The organism is Arthrobacter sp. CG_A4, from assembly GCF_035985125.1.
GTDB lineage: Bacteria > Actinomycetota > Actinomycetes > Actinomycetales > Micrococcaceae > Arthrobacter.
In genome coordinates this window covers 34,928-53,237 of record NZ_JAXCID010000006.1, presented here as the reverse complement: position 1 = coordinate 53,237, position 18,310 = coordinate 34,928, and the positions used below count along the sequence as shown (strand labels likewise).

Genomic DNA, 18,310 nt, shown 5'->3' with positions numbered 1-18,310 from the left:
AGATGGCTCTCCTCCGCCGCGTGAAGTCGCAGATGTCGATCTTCGCGCACCGCAGGGCCCGCGGCCTGCTCGAAGGCGAATATGGCTCCGTCTTCAAGGGCCGCAGCCTCGACTTCGATGACCTGCGCGCCTACGTGCCCGGCGATGAGGTCCGCGACATCGATTGGAAAGCCACGGCCCGCCACGGCTCACCGCTGGTCCGCCATTACCTCGCCGTCCGCCGGCAGACCGTCCTCCTCGTCACCGATACCGGGCGCAACATGGCCGCCGAATCCCGCGACGGCGAGGAGAAGAAGGACGTCGCCGTGATGGTCCTCGGCGTCGTCGGGTACCTTGCCCACCGCCACGGCGACGCCGTCGGACTGGTCAGTGGCGACGCCGGCGATTCCCGGACGCTGCCGGCCAAGACGGGCGAAGCGCACCTCGAGCGGCTGCTGCGGGCAGTCCATGACGGTACCTCCCTGTGTTCCGCGCCGAGCCGGATCGAAACCCAGCTGGACTTCGTTGCCCGGAACTACGCGCAGCGGATGCTGCTCCTGGTTGTCGTCGATGAAGGGCTGCCCGGTGCGGAGACGGAACGGCTGCTCCGCCGGCTGCGGGCCCAGCACGAGATTCTATGGTTCACCGTCCGGGACGCGGAACTGGCAGGGGCGGGGGCGCGGGCCGGGGACGCCATCGACGTGGCAACTTCCGGACTGCTGCCGGGCCGCCTCGCCGCGTCCGCCTCGCTGGCCGGCGCCTACACGCGGGCCAGGGACGAACGCGACGCCGCACGGCTGTCCCTGCTGCGCCGGCTGGGCATCGCCGAAGCCGACGCCGGAGGCAGCCACGACGTGGTCCCCGCGGTCTTTTCGCTCCTGGAACGGCACCGCCGTGGACGGTAGCTTCTACGGGCCCCTCGGCTACAGCGGGTGGTTCCCCTGGGCCGCCCTGGGCCTCCTGGTCCTCGTGGCGGTCTGGTACGCCTACGTCGTCCTGAGCACCCGCCGCCGGACCGGGCCGGGGGTGCAAGAAGCGACGCGGTTCACACCGCCGTCGGACATCTCCGGGCTCCAACAGGACTACCTGCGGCGGATCGATTCGGTCGCCCGGGAGGCCCAGGCTGGCGCGCGCTCTGCCCGCGCCGCCCACCAGGAGCTGAGCCTGCTGATCCGCAGCTTCACCCGGGATGTCTCGGGGGTGGACGCTCCGCGCATGACGCTTGCCGACCTCCGGTCCGTGGACCCGCACGGCGGGAACCTACCCGCCGTGGCGGAGGCCATCGGCCGGTTCTACCCGGCAGAATTCGCGGCCGCGCCGGGCTGTGCTGTGCCAGGCTTTGCTGTGCAAGGCTCGGCCTGCCAGGCTTCCGCTGTCCCGGAAGCGGCCGAGACCGCGCGGGAGGTGATCCGGTCATGGAACTGACCTTCTGGTGGATCCTGCCCGCTGCCCTGGTCACTGCCGTCGCAGCTTGGTACCTGGCGAACCGACGGTCCCGTCCGCTGGAGGCCCGACGCCGGCCGGTCGCGCACAGCGACCGTCTCACGGCGCTGCCCGAGTACCAGGCGGCCCTGAGGCGGCACCGCAACGGACTGAGGGTCATCGCAGCAGCGGGCGTCGTGCTGGCGGTTGCCGCCGTCGTGGCCGCGGCCCGGCCTGCCGAGCGCAGCACCGTCCGCCCCGAACAGCACAAACGGGACATCATCCTCTGCCTGGACGCCTCCGGGTCCATGACCGGTGCCGACGCCGCCGTCGCGGAGGTCTTCGGCCGGCTCGCGAAGGAGTTCGACGGCGAGCGCATCGGCCTCACGGTCTTCGACAGCAGTGCGGTGCAGGTCTTTCCCCTGACCGACGACTACGACTATGTCCAGGAGCAGCTGCGGCAGGCGAAAGAGGCCTTCGAAGGTGCCGGCAGCCGCAGTTTCCTCGACGGGACCTGGAACGGCGAGGGCTCCTCCCTGATCGGCGACGGGCTGGCGTCCTGCGTCCAGGGCTTCCCCACCGCCAATGCCGTCAACGCCACGACGGGAACGGGGGAACGCGCCCGCTCGGTCATCCTGGCCACGGACAACTTCCTCGCCGGCACGCCCATCCTCACCCTGGCGGCGGCCGGCAGCCTGGCGAAGGACCGGAACGTAGCGGTCTACGCCCTCAACCCCGGCGACTACGACTTCGGCGACGGCACCGGTTACGGCGCCGACGCAGCCACGGAACCGCGGCAGCCGGGCGCCTCGCTGCGCGCGGTGGCGGAGGGTTCCGGCGGCGCTTACTACGCCCTCGACAGCCCCGGGGCGGTGCCCGGCATCGTCGCGGGGATCGAGTTGGGCCAGGCCGCGGCACTCCGGGGGGCGCCCCGGGCCGTGGTCTCAGACCGCGCCGAGGCGCCGCTTCTTGTGGCACTGTTCGCGGGCCTGGTCCTGGCCGGCGCGTCCTGGCGGCTGACGCGATGACGTTCAACCCCGTGCTGCCGTGGTGGCTCATGGCCGCGCTGGCCGCCGGCATTGTTCTGGGCATCTGCCGGGTCCTGTTCCGTTCCCGGCAGCAGCTCGCGCCTTCGGGGGAGCTCCGCGGCTGGCTCTTTCGTGGCAGTCTGGTGCTCCTGCTTCTTCTGGCCACAGCCCGTCCCGGGGTCCCGGGCGGTGCCGTGCCGGCGGCCGCCAGCGGGCTGAATGTGTTCTTTGTGGTGGACACGAGCAGCAGCATCGTTGCCGAGGACTTTTCCCCGGCCGGGCAGCAGGGCGACGGCGGTACGCGGTTCGACGGCGTCCGCCGGGACATCCGGACCATCGCCGAGGAGCTGGCCGGCGCCCGCTACTCGCTCATCAGTTTCGACTCAGAGTCAGTGGTGCGGATGCCCCTGACAGCGGACGCCTCCGCGCTGGACACCGCGGTGTCCGTGCTGGGCCCCCAGATCACCTCCTACTCCAAGGGCAGCAGCGTCACCGCGGCCCGCACTGTGCTGACCCAACGGCTCGCGGCGGCCCGCGACAGCCACCCGGACCGGCCCCGCCTGGTGTTCTACTTCGGCGACGGCGAACAGACCAGCGCCACGGCACCCCAGGCGATGGGGCTGGACGCCCCGCTGGTGAGCGGCGGCGCCGTGCTGGGCTACGGCACTGCGGCAGGCGGAAGGATGAAAGAGAACAGCGGCGACCCGGCCCGGCCCGCCGTGGACTACATCCAGGACCCCGGCGCCGGGGGCCCCGGCGGAGGGGCCCCCGGCAGCCGCAGCCAGGCCGCGGTTTCGCGGATCGACGAGGAGATGCTGCGGGACATCGCCCGCGGGCTCTCCGTGCCCTACGTCCACCGGGCCGCCGGCGATTCCGCCGCCCCGATGCTGCAAAAGGCCATGCCCGGCACGCTGGAACGCACGGGGGAGCCGCTCGAGGGCAGGACCGAGCTGTATTGGCTTCCCGCGCTCGCCGCCTTCCTGCTGGCGCTGCGCGAAACCCTGCTGGTGTTCCGCCAGCTCCGGGAGCTGCGGCCGGTCCGCAGTGCATCTCCGGGCACGGCACCGGCTGCGGCCAAAGGGCTGAACACTTGAGCGGCCGGCCCGCCAACCGGCGCCGTCGGCTGCTGCTCTGGTCCGCACTGCCCGTGCTGCTGGCGCTCGCCCTGGCCGCCAAACTGCTGGCCGCGGCGTGGTTCGGCGGGCAGGCCGCAGCGGCCTTCGCCCGCAATGACGCACCCGCCGCCGGGTCCGCCGCCTCCGCCCTGGCCTTCGCGAACATCCTGGAGCCGCACAAGGCACCCTTTGCCGCGGGTGACGCCCTGGCGCTCCGGGGCGACTACGCCGGTGCACGCACCGCCTTCGAGGCGGCCCTGGACGGCGCCCCGCCGGAGGATGAATGCCGGGTACGGGTGAACCTTTCCCTCAGTATCGAGCGGCTCGGCGATGCCGCCAGCGCCGCAGGTGCCGCCAGCGCCGGCACTGACGGCACTGACGACGGCGTCCGACTGCTGGAGGAGGCCCTGGCAGTGGTCAGGGCCGCGCCGCCCGGCTGCTCTGGCGTCGACGCCGACAGGGCCGACGGCGGGGCGGGGGATAAGCTGCAGACCGCCGGGCAGCGGCTGGAGGAGAAAATCGAGCGGCTGCGCGGCCAGCCGGAATCCGTCGATCCCGGCACAAAACCCGGACCGGAAGACGACGGCGCCGCGGACCCGGGGGGCTCTCCCGAGACGCAGCTTGAACAGCTCAGGGAGTCCGGAGAGTCCGCCCAGCAGGAGCGAAACCGCGGCCTGCAGCGGGAGGAGTATCTCAACGGCAGCAGCCCCGGCCCGTTCACGGACAGGCCCTGGTGACTTCCCCGGCGAAGAATATTCTGCCCCACCCCGAAATATGCCGTAAAGGTGCGTCTTAATTCGGCGGCGGACTTGAACGTCCCCGCCGCCGTGTCCTAGAGTTCAATACAAGTTACCCCGGTAACGTGTCAGCGATCCTCCGCTGAAGGCCAGCCCCTGGAACATTTCACGGGCGGCCCAGGAGGGTGTGGGTGCCCCCATGTGGGCCTGACATTTGCTCACGGACAACTTCGTATCAGGCGTAACAGTCGCGGCTGCGTCCTGCCGAAGTTTCACCGTGTTCCCCACCTCAATTCACCGACGGCCCCCGTCTTCCGGGCAAAGCCGTCAGTGTTCACAGCCAAGGACGCAAATGTCTCCACCAAGCCTTATTGACACCCATCCGAATCTTGCCGGCGCGGCCCCCGTGGCCCTGTCCTATGAACTGTTCCCGCCGCGGTCGCCCGCGGCTGCGGAATCGCTCTGGGCCACCATCGGCGAACTGGAAACCACGGACCCGGACTACGTTTCCGTGACCTACGGCGCCAGCGGCTCCAACCGGAACACCGCCGTCGAGCTCATCAACCGGCTCGTGCAGGAAACCACGCTCCGGCCGCTGGCCCACCTGACATGCGTGGGAAACTCCCCGCAGGAACTCGCGGACATCATCGGCGAACTGCTCGACGTCGGCGTTCGCGGCATCCTGGCCCTGCGCGGCGACCAGCCCAGGGACGGCGTTATCCCTCCCGAGGGATCGCTGCGCTACGCCCAGGACCTGATCGAGCTCATCCGGCGCGTGGAACAGCGCCGGTCGGCGCTGCTGTGCGCCGGAAAAGTGGCCGTCGGCGTCGCCGCCTACCCCACCCGGCACCCGGAATCCCCGAGCGAGGCGCACGACGTCGAGGTGCTGCTCGCCAAACAGCGCTCCGGCGCCGACTTCGCCATCACCCAGGTCTTCTTCCACACCGAGCAGTACGCGGACCTGCTGGCCCGGGCGCGCCGGGCCGGCGTCACCATCCCGATCATTCCCGGCGTAATGCCGCTGACCAGCATCCGCCGGCTCACCCGCCTGGCCGAGCTGACCGGCGTCGAACCGGACCCGCACGTGATCGAACGGCTCGCCGCAGCCGATACTGACGCCGAACGGACCCGGATCGGGGTCAGTGCCACCGTCGACCTCGCTAATGCGGCACTCGACGCCGGCGCCCCGGGCCTGCACCTCTACACGTTCAACGAACACACGGCCGCCCTCGAAGTGCTGGACAGGCTCGCGCTGCCCCGTCCGCGCAGCGGCAACCGGCACAGGGGCAACCGGCACGGTGGCCAGCAGCGCAATGCCGGCCGCCGCCAGCTCGCCAGCTGACCGCACCAGGAACAAAACATCCCTCCGCACCAAGCCACCAACTTTTAGGACCTCCCATGACTGACCAGCACACGCCCCACAGCACCACCCCCTTCCCGTCCGCCTCGATCCTGGGCTACCCGCGCATCGGCCGCCGCCGTGAACTCAAGAAGGCCGTTGAAGCCTACTGGGCCGGCACCATCGACGCCGCCGCACTCGACGCCGCCGCCAAGGAGATCCAGCTCGGCACCGCCCGGCGCCTCCAGGGACTGGGCCTCACCGAAGACGCGGCGGTCCCCGGCACGTTCTCCTTCTACGACCAGGTGCTCGACGCCGCCGCCCACCTCGGCGCCGTGCCCGCCCGCTTCGGCAACCTCCTCGACGCCGGTGGCCAGCTCGACATCGACGCATACTTCACCCTGGCCCGCGGCACCAAGGACCAGCAGCCGCTGGAAATGACCAAGTGGTTCGACACCAACTACCACTACCTCGTCCCGGAAATCGGCCCGGACACCACCTTCGCGCTGACCTCCCACCGGATCGTCGAGGAATTCGCCTACGCCCTCGCCAACGGGGTTCACACCCGCCCGTACCTCGTCGGCCCGGTCACGTTCCTGCTGCTGAGCAAGGCCTCCGACGACGCCGCGGCCGGCTTCAGCCCGCTGTCCCGCCTCGAGGATATCCTCCCGGTCTACGCCGCGCTGCTCGAAAAGCTTGCCGCCGCCGGCGCCAGCTGGGTCCAGCTGGACGAGCCCGCCCTCGTGGTGGACCAGGACACCCCGGCCGGGGAGATCCAGGCCGCCGTCGCCCGCTCCTACGAGGTCCTCTCCGCCGTCTCGGTTCGCCCGCAGCTGTTCGTCTCCACCCCCTACGGCGCGCTCAACGGCCAGCTCGGCACCCTGGCCGCGACTGGCATCGACGCCCTGCACCTTGACGTCTTCAAGGGTGAGGTCCCGTCCGCCGCGGCACTGGCCGCGCTGGGCGATACCACCCTCGTCGCCGGCGTCGTGGACGGTCACAACATCTGGCGCAACGACCTCGCCGCCTCAGCGGACAAGATCGCCGGGCTGAAGAAGTCCGTCGCCAGGCTGGCGGTCAGCACCTCCACCACCACCGCGCACGTCCCGCACGACGTCGACGAGGAGACCCAGCTCTCCGCGCAGCTGCGCAGCTGGCTGGCCTTCGCCGACCAGAAGGCCACCGAGGTTGTGACCCTCGCCGGACTGCTGACCGACGAGGCAACCGGCGCCCCATCACGGGATGTCCAGCCGGCCATCGACGAGGCCACCCGCATCATCGCCGACCGCGCCGCCGCCGACGGCGTCCGCCGCGCCGAGGTCCGGAACCGCACCGCCGCACTCACCGACGCCGACTTCAGCCGCTCGGCGTACGGCGTCCGCGAAGCCGCCCAGACCGCGGCCCTGCACCTGCCGCCGCTGCCCACCACCACCATCGGCTCCTTCCCGCAGACGTCCGAAATCCGCACCGCGCGGGCCCGCGCCAACAAGGGCGAACTCAGCACGGAACAGTACGAGCAGCTCATGAAGGATGAGATCAAGCGCGTTGTGGAGCTGCAGGAAGAACTCGGCTTTGACGTCCTGGTCCACGGCGAGCCCGAGCGCAACGACATGGTCCAGTACTTCGCCGAGAACCTCGAAGGCTTCGACGTCACCGTGCACGGCTGGGTCCAGTCCTACGGCTCACGCTGCACCCGGCCGTCCATCCTGTGGGGCGACGTCACCCGCAGCGCCCCGATCACGGTGGAATGGGCCCGCTACGCGCAGTCCCTGACGAACAAACCGATGAAGGGCATGCTCACCGGTCCGGTCACCATCCTCGCGTGGTCCTTCGTCCGCGACGACCAGCCCCTCGGCGAGACCGCCAACCAGGTGGCGCTGGCCCTCCGGGATGAGATCGCCGACCTCGAAACCGCCGGCATCCAGGTCATCCAGGTGGACGAGCCCGCCCTGCGCGAACTCCTGCCGCTGCGTACGGCGGACCAGGCCGCGTACCTGGACTGGTCCGTGAAGTCCTTCCGCCTCGCCACTGCCGGCGCCGGGGACAGCACCCAGGTCCACACCCACCTGTGCTACTCGGAATTCGGCGCCATCATCGACGCGATCGACGGCCTCGACGCCGACGTCACCTCGATCGAGGCGGCACGGTCCCGGATGGAGGTGGTCCACGACCTCGAGTCCCACGGCTTCGGCCGCGGCGTGGGCCCGGGCGTCTATGACATCCACTCGCCGCGCGTCCCGGGCCAGCAGGAAGTCACCGAACTGCTCAGCACCGCCGTCCGGCACGTCCCGTCCCGCCAGCTCTGGGTCAACCCGGACTGCGGGCTGAAGACCCGCGGCTACACCGAGACTGAGGAGTCGCTGCGCAACCTGGTCGCGGCCACCAAAACGGTCCGCGCCGAACTGCTGGAAGCGGCCAAGTAGCAGGCGGCTGAACCACTAAGTTCATCGATTGCTGAGCAACTGCCGTTTTGAGGGCTCAAAAGGGCCGTATCGGAGCAATCGATTCAGGATTCCCAGAGGATCTCGTCGTCCACGACGCCGTCCTCGTCCGCGGAGGCTACGAGGACCTCGTCGGTGAAATGTGTGCCAAGGGTGAAGTCCAGCACGAAGTAGCGTTCCGGCTGGCCGGGGAAAATACCCACATGGCCCAGCTTCAGTGCCTTAAGGAAGACCTGGTCAGTGAGCTGGGCCTTGTCCTCGACGCCGAAGACCTTCCGCAGCTGCTCGTCCTTGATCGCGTTGCAGTGGAAGTGCCGGTACTCCTGCGGGCTGGTGCCTTCCTGCTCCAGTTCATCGGCGATCATCTCCCGGACCTGGTCCACGAGTTCGGGCAGGAAGCGCAGGCGGTAGTCGACTTTGTGCATGGCCGCCTCGTCGAAGTGGTCATGCGCGTTGACATTTAAGTCAAGCTCCACGGTGTGGCCCGCCAGGTCCTGCGTGGCGGTGAAATTGTGATCCCGTCCGTGGTTGAGCTCGACGTCGCCGAAGTGCTTGCTCGCTACCTTGTTCATATCTTCAACATAGTCCTGAATACCGGCCCGTTCCAGCGTTCCCAAGCTTTTCTCCGGTATCTGACCAGTTGGGAGGCCCGTGGCCGGTACATTGAGCGGATGCAAACAGTTGCCCCCGCCGTCGCCCGTTCCCGTGAAGTTTTTGACAGCGGGATCACCCGTCCGCTGGCCTGGCGGCTGGAGCAGCTGTCCAATCTGCGCCGGATGCTGATTGAGCGGCGCGACGACTTCGCGGCGGCACTCGGCAGCGATCTGGGCAAGCACGCCACCGAAGCGCAGCTGACGGAGATCGGCTTTGTCACGGCCGAGGCCGCGCACCTGGCGAAGAACCTTCAGGCCTGGCTGCGGCCGCGTCCGGTGCCGGTGCCGCTGTCCGTCCAGCCGGCCAAAGCCTGGACTGAACTGACGCCGCTGGGCGTGGTCCTGGTGATCGGCCCGTGGAACTACCCCCTGCAGCTGCTGCTCGCCCCGCTGGCCGGCGCCCTGGCAGCGGGCAACACCGTGGTGCTCAAGCCCAGCGAACACGCCCCGGCCACCTCGGCGGCTTTGGCACGCTGGATCCCGGAGTACCTGGCCGGAGCGGCCGAGGTGGTCCAGGGCGGCATCCCCGAGACCACCGCCCTCCTGGCGATGCGCTTCGACCACATTTTCTTCACGGGCGGCGAGGTCGCGGCCAAGGCGGTGCTGCGGGCGGCGGCGGAGAACCTCACCCCGGTGACCCTGGAGCTGGGCGGGAAGTCCCCGGCGTACGTGGACGCCTCCACTGACTTGGCCAGGGCGGCCAAGCGGATCGCGTGGGGCCGGTTCCTGAATGCGGGCCAGACCTGCGTGGCGCCCGATTACATCCTGGCCACCGAGGATGTGCTGGTTCCCTTGGAGTGCGAGCTGGTCAAGGCCATCCGTGCACTCTTCGGGGCGGATTCTGCCCTCAGTGAGTCCTATGGCCGGATCGTCAATGACCAGCACTTCGCGAGGCTCGCCGCCCTCGCGGACGGCAGCACCGTGGCCCACGGCGGGGAACGGGACGCCGCCAGCCGCCACTTCGCCCCGACGCTGCTGCGGCCCGCCCCGGGGGACACGGTGATGGGGGAGGAGATCTTCGGGCCGCTGCTTCCGCTGGTCCCGGTGGCCGGACGCGACGAGGCCATCAGGATGATCAACGACGGCGCGAAGCCCCTTGCGCTGTATGTCTTCAGCAACGACCCGGAGACCCGCCGGGCCTTCTCGGAACGGACCTCCTCGGGGGCCCTGTGCTTCGACGTCCCGGCCGCGCACCTCCTGGTGCCGGGGCTGCCGTTCGGCGGCGTGGGCGGCAGCGGCATGGGCGCTTACCACGGGAAACACTCGCTGCGGACGTTTTCGCATGAACGCTCCACCCTGTCCAAGCCGCACTGGCCCGAAACCCTGGAACTCATCTTCCCGCCCTACACCCGGGCGAAGCACCGGATCATCAGTTCGCTGGTGGCCCCGGCGGGAAAGCGGCCCGGGAAGCGCTAGCCGGCGGAGGGACACTCCGGGGGCGCGCTCAGCCCGTGCGGGCCGCAAGCTTGTGTAGCGTGTCGCCCAGCAGCTCCACGAAGAGCTGGACCTGGGCAGTCTGCTTTTCGTTGATCAGGAGTGCGAAGATGTTGCGGGCCAGCCGGATTTCCGGGACATCCAGGACCACCACCCCGGCGGGGCGGTGCCGCAGCGCGAGCTCGGGAACCAGGGCCGCGCCGAGCCCGGCCGCCGCCATCTCCAGGCTGGCATGGAAATCGTCGCTGTACGCCACCACCCGCGGGTGCAGGTTGCAGCTTGCGAAGAGCCGCTCGATCACGGTGGCGTCGGACGTGCCCGGGTGGTGGACGATCCACGGCATATCGGACAGGTGGTCCGCGGCCACCTTGGACTCCGTGCCGATGCCCCACGCCGCGGGCAGCACCACGCGGAAGTCGTCGTCGCCGATCCACTGCCGGTTCACCGAGTGCGGCCACGCGAGCCCGGACTGGCCCACCTGGTACACCAGGGCCACGTCCAGTTCGCCGCCGGTGCGCAGGCCCTGGATGGTCTGGGCGGGTTCGGCCACGGACACCCGGAGGTCGATCCCCAGCTTCTTCCACGCCGGGTTGTCCAGGATCCTGGGCAGCACATAGGTGGCGAGGCTGGGGAAGATGCCCAGCCGGAGCTCCTGGCGGGTGGTGTCTCCCGTACGCGAGGCCGCCGCCATGAGGGCCTCGATGTCCGTGAGGACTTTGGCCGCGTGCCGGGTCATCACCAGCGCGGCTTCGGTTGGGTGGATGCTGCGGGCCGAGCGCTGGAACAGTTCCACGCCGGTGTCGCGTTCCAGCGCGGCCATCTGCTGGGACACCGCCGACGCCGTGTAGCCAAGCCGGGTGGCGGCGGCCGCGAAGGAGCCCAGCCGGGTCACTTCAACGAAGGTCCGCAGATGGATGGGGTTGATCAAGGGGTGCCCTTCGCAGGTTCCGGTGAGGCGGGACCGCAATCCCGCTTCATTCTGGCACATTGGTCGAAGGCGAAATGCCTGGAAGCAATACACATCCGGAGCCCCGATGGTTACGAATTGCCCACAAGACGATTTACCGGGACGATTCAGGCAGTCGATGCAGGCAATCGAGTCACACAGCCAAATCGGTCCAACCAGCAAAATCAGCAAACAGGAGCAGATCAGTGTCACAAGCAGCAGGGATTCCGGCGGGCCGGCGGGTAGCCGTCATCGGCAGTGGCGTGGCAGGGCTGACCGCCGCCTATGTCCTCAACCGGCAGGACCGCGTGACCCTCTTCGAAGCCGACCCGCGGCTCGGCGGCCATGCCCACACCCATGACGTGCCGCAGGCGGACGGTCCCGTCCTTGGCATTGACACCGGCTTCATCGTCCACAACGAGCGGACCTACCCCACGCTGCTGCGGCTTTTCGCGGAGCTGGGCGTCGAAACCCAGGACTCGGAAATGAGCATGTCCGTCCGCTGCGACGGCTGCGGCCTCGAATACGCCGGCGCCCGTGCCAAGGGCCGCGGCATCATTCCGCGGCGCTCCACCCTGCTGCGCGGCCGGTACCTGCTGATGCTCGTGGAGGTCATGCGCTTCTACCGCCGGGCCCGCGCCCTGCTCGCGGAGGCGGCCCCCGCCGGGGCGGCCCCTGCCGGGGCGGCCCCTGCCGGGAAGGCCCCCGCCGGGAAGGCCGAGCTCACCCTGGGCGAGTTCTTGGCCCGCGAGAAGTTCAGCAGGTACTTCGTCTCCCACTTCATGACCCCGATCGTCAGCGCCGTCTGGTCCTGCGACCCCGCCACCGCGCTGTCCTACCCGGCCCGCTACCTCTTCACCTTCCTGGGCCACCACGGCCTGCTCGGCGTCGCGGGCTCGCCCCAGTGGCGCACCGTCACCGGCGGCTCGCGCGTTTACGTGGACAAGCTCGCCGCCACACTGCCGGATATCCGCCTGGGCACCCCGGTCACCGGCGTGCGCCGCCACGCTGACGGCGTCGAGCTGACCGCGAAGGACAGCACCGGCACCGTCAGCACCGAAACGTTCGACGCCGTCGTGATCGCCACGCACCCGGAGCAGGCGCTGCGTATTCTCACCGACGCGTCGCCCGCCGAGCGGGCGGCCCTGGCCGGGATGCCGTACTCGGTCAACCACACAGTCTTCCACCGCGACGGCTCCGTGCTGCCGGCCAGTGACAACGCCAAAGCCTCCTGGAACTACCGCCTGCCCTCCTGCGACGCCCGGCCGGACAAGGTCCTGGTCAGCTACGACATGACCCGGCTGCAGCGGCTGGATCCCGCGGACGGCGGCCGCTACATCGTCAGCCTCGGCGAATCCGGGCTGATCGCGGACGCCACGGTGCTGGAGCGCATGGTGTACGAGCACCCGCAGTACACCCCGGAATCCCTCAAGGCGCAGCAGCAGATCCTCGAACTCGGCGATGGCCGGCTGGCTTTCGCCGGTGCTTACCACGGCTGGGGATTCCATGAGGATGGCGCCCTCTCCGGTGTCCGGGCCGCCGCACGGCTGGGACGCGACTGGGACGAGGCGGCTTTCGTGCCGGCCGGCGTCTCCCTCGACCCGGACCTGCAGACCGTCGCCGCGGAGGGCGCATGAGTGCCCCGGCCGCCATCTACCGCACGTCCATCGCGCATGTGCGGCGCACGCCGCTGAAGAATGCCTTCACTTACCGCAGCTACAGCTGGTACGTGGACGTCGACCACCTTCCCACCCTGCCGCGCCTGCTCAGGCCGCTCGCCGGCTTCGCCGTGGCGGACCACCTGGGCGACCCGGACGGCACACTGCGGGGCAACGTTGAACGGTTCCTCGCCACCCGGGGGATAGCGCTCGACGGCGGCCGGATCACCATGCTGGCCAGCGCCCGCGTGTTCGGGTACGTTTTCAACCCCGTGAGTCTTTACTGGTGCCACAATGCCGCCGGGGAGCTGCGCTGCGTCGTCGCCGAGGTCCACAACACCTACGGCGAACGGCACTGCTACGTCCTGGAACCGGACGACGCCGGCCGGGCCAGCGTCCCGAAGGCGCACTACGTCTCGCCGTTCAACGACGTCGACGGCCAGTACCGGATGAAACTGCCGGAACCCGGCGAACGGGTCGCCGTCTCGATCGTCCTGGAGCGGGAGGGGCACCAGCCGTTCATCGCAACCATGGACGGGGACCGCCGGGACGCCACCGTGCCGAACATCCTCGCCGCGGCGCTCGCGGTCCCGCTGGCACCGCTGCGCGCCTCCGCCCAGATCCGCTGGCAGGGACTTAAACTCTGGGCACGCCGGCTGCCCATCATCAAACGACCACACCACCCTTCACAGGAGGCAGTTCAGTGACAATGACCGATGCGAGCGGATCCGCTGGCGCACAACGGGTTCCCGGCGCGGTGCCCTACACCGTTCCCCAGCCGCCTGCGGTTATCGACGCCGCCATCTGGCCAAGCATCGCTACCGTGCCCGCCGGGCTGAAAGCCGCTGTGGCCGGACGCGTGGCCCAGGCCATCTTCAAGGCAGCCGTCCGCCGGCTCCCCATCGAAGTCCGGTACCCGGACGGGACCGTCCTGGGCAACGCAGGGCCGGGCTCGGGAGTTCCGGTCATGACCATCAACCGGCCGGACGCCTTCGCGGCCCGGCTCGGCGACGGCGGCCTGATCGGCCTGGGCGAGTCCTACATGGCCGGCGACTGGGACGCCGACGACCTCACTGCCGTCATGGAGGTCTTCGCCGCCAGCGTCGGGACGCTTGTCCCTGAACCCCTGCAGAGGCTGCGTGCGCTCTACCTGCCGCGCCAGCCGCACAAGGAACGCAACACCGAGCAGAACACCCGCTCCAACATCTCGCGGCACTACGACCTCTCCAACGAACTCTTTGGGACCTTCCTGGACGGGAGCATGACGTACTCCAGTGCTCTCTTCCCTGAATCGGGAGAGGCCCTGAAGAGCGTCAAATGGGACGGGTTCGGCACCGCCCAGCATGCCAAGATCGACCGGCTGCTGGATAAGGCCGGCGTCACCGCGGGAACCCGTGTGCTGGAAATCGGCACCGGCTGGGGTGAGCTGGCCCTCCGCGCCGCCCAGCGCGGCGCCACGGTCTACTCCGTCACGCTCTCCAGCGAGCAGCAGGAACTGGCCCGCCGCCGCATCGCCGAGGCAGGCCACGCCGACGCCGTCACCATCGAGCTCAAGGACTACCGCGCGGTGGAAGGCGAGTACGACGCCGTCGTCTCGGTGGAGATGATCGAGGCCGTGGGCTTCGAGTACTGGGCCACCTACTTCCAGACGATCGAGCGTGTCCTCGCCCCCGGCGGAAAGGTGGCCATCCAAGCCATCACCATCGCGCACGACAGACTGCTGGCCACCCGCTCCAGCTACACCTGGGTGCACAAGTACATCTTCCCCGGCGGCGTCATTCCCTCCGTCCGCGCCATCGAGGACATCACAGCCACACAGACCGGGCTGCGGGTCCGTGAACGCCTCGCCATGGGGGAGCACTACGCGCAGACCCTGCGGCTCTGGGAAGAGCGCTTTATGGCCCGCGCCGAAGAGGTCCGCGGGCTGGGCTTCGACGAGATCTTCCAGCGCATGTGGCTGTTCTACCTCTGCTATTCCCGCGCCGGATTCGAGACCGGCTACCTGGACGTGCAGCAGATTGTGCTGGACCGGCGGACAGCGGGCGAGGCCGGCAGGGGAGCCTAGGACCGCAACCCGTTAGTTGCGTCACCCTGCGAGAGGCGGGCACCCCGGGGTGCCCGCCTCTTTCGTGTTCCCGGTCTCGTGTTCCCCGACACAACACACTCAGTGTTTGGCACCACCACCCGGCACCCGTCCGCGACGCCGCGACACGCCGTCCAGCACACGACACGCACGGGAGTTAACTGTGTACAGGTACTCCACAGCCTGTGGATTTCGTCCACTAAAACGGCGGAAATCCGGACATTTTTGGGCCCTCCGCCTGTGGACGGACAGTGCATAAAATGACATACTTGTAATACATCATCTAGGGGTCCGTGCCTACCTCGCGCACTACATGTAGTGCTGCATGTAGTATCGGACTACAGTTCCAGACCAGCGGCAAAGTCCGCCGGCTGGGGCCAGCAACGGATAAGGATTCCTGTCCCGCACCGGCCCGGCGAACGACCAAATACAGACTTCAGTAAAAGGGGACAGGAACCATGAACGTAACGGTTTACACCAAGCCGGCCTGTGTCCAGTGCAACGCGACCTACCGCGCACTGGATAAGAAGGGCATCACCTACCAGAGCGTCGACATCTCGCAGGACGCGGATGCGCTCGAGCGCCTGAAGGCCCTGGGGTACATGCAGGCCCCGGTGGTGGTCACGGACCAGGACCACTGGTCCGGTTTCCGTCCGGACAAGATCGCAGAACTGGCGCTGGCTTCCGCCGCCGCCGTAGCCTGAACCGCTTCGTAAGAATCCACGTCAGTTGAGGTGACTCCCATGGCACCAGTTGCAACAGCAGCGGCCCACGCGTCGCCGGCGGCGGACGGCCGGAACCCGGGCGCTGTCCGGACCACCGGCAGTCACCTCATCTATTTCTCCTCCACTTCGGAGAACACGGCACGCTTCGTCAGGAAGCTGGGTGTCGATGCCGCCAGGATTCCGCTCCATTCGAGGGAGTCCGCGCTGGTGGCCACCGAACCCTTCGTGCTGGTGCTTCCCACCTATGGGGGCACCGGGGGAGACGGATCCGTTCCGAAGCAGGTCATCCGCTTTCTGAACCATCCGGGGAACCGGCAACGGCTCCGGGGAGTGATCGGGGCGGGCAACACCAACTTTGGGGACAACTACTGCATGGCCGGCGACATCATCGCCGCGAAATGCCAGGTCCCGCACCTATATAGATTCGAACTCATGGGGACGCCGGAAGACGTCGGCCGTGTACAACAAGGATTGGAAGAATTTTGGACACGACTGTCGCAGACACCGAAGTGACCGGATCCAGCTCTCTCGGCTCCGCCGAGAAGCCCAGCGCCGCCGTCGAGAAGCACGTCGAGAAGCACACCGTCCCCGGTGAGAAGCCGGTCATGCCGGCCGCCTTCCAGGGCCTGGGCTACCACGAGCTGAACGCCATGCTGAACCTTTACGGGCCCAACGGCGAGATCCAGTTCGAGGCCGACCGCGAGGCTGCGCACCAGTACTTCCTGCAGCACGTGAACAACAACACCGTGTTCTTCCACGACCTCGAGGAAAAGCTCGACTACCTCGTGAAGAACGAGTACTACGAGCGCGAGACCCTCGACCAGTACACGATGAACTTCATCCGCGATCTCTACAACCGCGCGTACAAGAAGAAGTTCCGCTTCGAGACCTTCCTGGGCGCGTTCAAGTTCTACACCTCCTACACGCTGAAGACGTTTGACGGGAAGCGCTTCCTGGAGCGTTATGAGGACCGCGTCTGCATGGTGGCCCTGCACCTGGCCCGCGGCGACGAGCAGCTCGCCCTGCAGATGGTGGACGAGATCATCGAAGGCCGCTTCCAGCCGGCCACCCCCACGTTCCTGAACGCCGGCAAGCGCCAGCGCGGCGAGCTGGTCTCCTGCTTCCTGCTCCGCATCGAAGACAACATGGAGTCGATCGGCCGGTCCATCAACTCCGCCCTGCAGCTCTCCAAGCGCGGCGGCGGCGTGGCGTTCGCGCTGACCAACATCCGCGAGGTCGGCGCGCCGATCAAGCAGATCGAGAACCAGTCCTCCGGCGTTATCCCCGTGATGAAGCTCCTTGAGGACAGCTTCTCCTACGCCAACCAGCTCGGTGCCCGCCAGGGTGCGGGAGCTGTGTACCTGCACGCGCACCACCCGGACATCTACCGCTTCCTGGACACCAAGCGCGAGAACGCCGACGAGAAGATCCGCATCAAGACCCTGTCGCTGGGCGTCGTCATCCCGGACATCACCTTCGAGCTGGCCAAGAAGGACGAGGACATGTACCTGTTCTCGCCGTACGACGTCGAACGCGTCTACGGGATGCCGTTCTCCGACGTCTCGGTCACCGAGAAGTACTACGAGATGGTGGACGATTCCCGGATCAAGAAGACCAAGATCAAGGCGCGCGAGTTCTTCCAGACCCTCGCCGAGATCCAGTTCGAATCCGGCTACCCGTACATCATGTTCGAGGACACTGTGAACCGGGAAAACCCGATCGACGGCAAGATCATCATGTCCAACCTGTGCTCCGAGATCCTCCAGGTCTCCCAGCCCACCACGTACCACGATGACCTGTCCTACGACCAGACCGGCAAGGACATCTCCTGCAACCTGGGGTCGCTGAATATCGCCAAGGCCATGGACTCGCCGGACTTCGGCCTGACCATCGAGACGGCCATCCGCGCGCTCTCGGCCGTCTCGGACATGTCCAACATCACCTCGGTGCCCTCGATCGCCCGCGGCAACGACCAGAGCCACGCCATCGGCCTGGGCCAGATGAACCTGCACGGCTACCTGGCCCGCGAGCGGGTCCACTACGGCTCCGAAGAGGGCCTGGACTTCACCAACATCTACTTCTACTCGGTGGTGTACCACGCTGTCCGCGCCTCCAACCGGCTGGCCATCCAGACCGGCCAGACCTTCGGCGGCTTCGAGAAGTCCAAGTACGCCTCGGGTGAGTTCTTCGACAAGTACACCAACCAGGAATGGGTCCCGCAGACCGCCAAGGTCGCGGAGCTGTTCAAGAACATCCACATCCCCACCCAGGATGACTGGCGCGAGCTGAAGGCCTCCGTCATGGAGCACGGCATCTACAACCAGAACCTGCAGGCCGTCCCGCCGACCGGCTCGATCTCCTACATCAACAACTCCACCTCCTCGATTCACCCGGTGGCGTCCAAGATCGAGATCCGCAAGGAAGGCAAGCTGGGCCGCGTGTACTACCCGGCGCCGTACCTGACGAACGACAACCTGGAGTACTACCAGGACGCGTACGAGCTCGGCTTCGAGAAGGTTATCGACACCTACGCCGCCGCCACCCAGCACGTGGACCAGGGCCTGTCGCTGACGCTGTTCTTCAAGGACACCGCCACCACCCGCGACATCAACAAGGCCCAGATCTACGCCTGGAAAAAGGGCATCAAGACCATCTACTACATCCGTCTCCGCCAGCTCGCGCTGGAAGGGACTGAGGTGGACAACTGCGTCTCATGTATGTTGTAACCGATATCGGTTGATAACTGCTTA

The 18,310-nt window shown here is 68.0% G+C and carries 16 protein-coding genes; 14 read left to right on the top strand and 2 right to left on the bottom strand.

What is annotated here, in order from left to right; translation table 11 throughout:
• The first annotated feature begins 2 nt into the window (after positions 1-2).
• The 7 genes from RCH07_RS04170 to metE all read left to right on the top strand — a co-directional run bounded on the left by RCH07_RS04170 (position 3) and on the right by metE (position 8,043).
• On the top strand, positions 3-884 hold the full coding sequence (locus RCH07_RS04170) for a DUF58 domain-containing protein (RefSeq protein WP_326966215.1): 882 nt from the start codon (positions 3-5) through the stop codon (positions 882-884).
• Complete coding sequence (locus RCH07_RS04165; protein ID WP_326966214.1) at positions 874-1,404, top strand: hypothetical protein; 531 nt, start codon at positions 874-876, stop codon at positions 1,402-1,404. The genes RCH07_RS04170 and RCH07_RS04165 overlap by 11 nt, the downstream gene beginning before the upstream one ends.
• On the top strand, positions 1,395-2,429 hold the full coding sequence (locus RCH07_RS04160) for a vWA domain-containing protein (RefSeq protein WP_326966213.1): 1,035 nt from the start codon (positions 1,395-1,397) through the stop codon (positions 2,427-2,429). The genes RCH07_RS04165 and RCH07_RS04160 overlap by 10 nt, the downstream gene beginning before the upstream one ends.
• Positions 2,426-3,523 (top strand): vWA domain-containing protein, encoded by a 1,098-nt coding sequence (locus RCH07_RS04155; protein ID WP_326966212.1) that lies wholly within the window; start codon positions 2,426-2,428, stop codon positions 3,521-3,523. The genes RCH07_RS04160 and RCH07_RS04155 overlap by 4 nt, the downstream gene beginning before the upstream one ends.
• Positions 3,520-4,281 carry a hypothetical protein gene (locus tag RCH07_RS04150; RefSeq protein ID WP_326966211.1) on the top strand — a complete coding sequence of 254 codons (762 nt, stop codon included), beginning with the start codon at positions 3,520-3,522 and terminating at the stop codon, positions 4,279-4,281. Before RCH07_RS04155 ends, RCH07_RS04150 begins: the two co-directional genes overlap by 4 nt.
• A 352-nt stretch (positions 4,282-4,633) precedes the next feature.
• Positions 4,634-5,623 (top strand): methylenetetrahydrofolate reductase, encoded by a 990-nt coding sequence (locus RCH07_RS04145; RefSeq protein ID WP_326966210.1) that lies wholly within the window; start codon positions 4,634-4,636, stop codon positions 5,621-5,623.
• Between the two features lie 56 nt (positions 5,624-5,679).
• Positions 5,680-8,043 carry a 5-methyltetrahydropteroyltriglutamate--homocysteine S-methyltransferase gene (metE, locus tag RCH07_RS04140; protein ID WP_326966209.1) on the top strand — a complete coding sequence of 788 codons (2,364 nt, stop codon included), beginning with the start codon at positions 5,680-5,682 and terminating at the stop codon, positions 8,041-8,043.
• A gap of 83 nt (positions 8,044-8,126) precedes the next feature.
• On the opposite strand, the gene RCH07_RS04135 is transcribed toward metE, so the two are convergent.
• Entirely contained in the window at positions 8,127-8,633 is a 507-nt protein-coding gene (locus RCH07_RS04135) for a DUF2004 domain-containing protein (protein ID WP_326966208.1), read from the bottom strand.
• Positions 8,634-8,732: 99 nt separating this feature from the next.
• On the opposite strand from RCH07_RS04135, the gene RCH07_RS04130 reads away from it, so the two are divergent.
• On the top strand, positions 8,733-10,130 hold the full coding sequence (locus RCH07_RS04130) for an aldehyde dehydrogenase family protein (RefSeq protein WP_326966207.1): 1,398 nt from the start codon (positions 8,733-8,735) through the stop codon (positions 10,128-10,130).
• A 28-nt stretch (positions 10,131-10,158) separates the two neighbouring features.
• Here the strand turns inward: RCH07_RS04130 and RCH07_RS04125 are convergent, their stop codons facing one another.
• A complete protein-coding gene (locus RCH07_RS04125; RefSeq protein WP_326966206.1) occupies positions 10,159-11,076 on the bottom strand; it encodes a LysR family transcriptional regulator in 918 nt (305 codons plus the stop codon).
• Positions 11,077-11,300: 224 nt separating this feature from the next.
• Between RCH07_RS04125 and RCH07_RS04120 the strand changes: the two genes are divergently transcribed.
• The 6 genes from RCH07_RS04120 to nrdE all read left to right on the top strand — a co-directional run bounded on the left by RCH07_RS04120 (position 11,301) and on the right by nrdE (position 18,286).
• Positions 11,301-12,731, top strand: a complete 1,431-nt coding sequence (locus tag RCH07_RS04120; RefSeq protein WP_326966205.1) for an NAD(P)/FAD-dependent oxidoreductase — start codon at positions 11,301-11,303, stop codon at positions 12,729-12,731.
• A complete protein-coding gene (locus RCH07_RS04115; protein ID WP_326966204.1) occupies positions 12,728-13,459 on the top strand; it encodes a DUF1365 domain-containing protein in 732 nt (243 codons plus the stop codon). Before RCH07_RS04120 ends, RCH07_RS04115 begins: the two co-directional genes overlap by 4 nt.
• Positions 13,456-14,817 carry a class I SAM-dependent methyltransferase gene (locus RCH07_RS04110; RefSeq protein WP_442784769.1) on the top strand — a complete coding sequence of 454 codons (1,362 nt, stop codon included), beginning with the start codon at positions 13,456-13,458 and terminating at the stop codon, positions 14,815-14,817. Before RCH07_RS04115 ends, RCH07_RS04110 begins: the two co-directional genes overlap by 4 nt.
• Before the next feature lie 476 nt (positions 14,818-15,293).
• Positions 15,294-15,539, top strand: coding sequence for a glutaredoxin-like protein NrdH (nrdH, locus tag RCH07_RS04105; protein WP_326966203.1), 246 nt, complete (start codon positions 15,294-15,296; stop codon positions 15,537-15,539).
• A gap of 39 nt (positions 15,540-15,578) precedes the next feature.
• A complete protein-coding gene (nrdI, locus tag RCH07_RS04100; protein WP_326966202.1) occupies positions 15,579-16,073 on the top strand; it encodes a class Ib ribonucleoside-diphosphate reductase assembly flavoprotein NrdI in 495 nt (164 codons plus the stop codon).
• Between the two features lie 92 nt (positions 16,074-16,165).
• Positions 16,166-18,286, top strand: coding sequence for a class 1b ribonucleoside-diphosphate reductase subunit alpha (nrdE, locus tag RCH07_RS04095; RefSeq protein WP_326966275.1), 2,121 nt, complete (start codon positions 16,166-16,168; stop codon positions 18,284-18,286).
• Positions 18,287-18,310 lie beyond the last annotated feature (24 nt).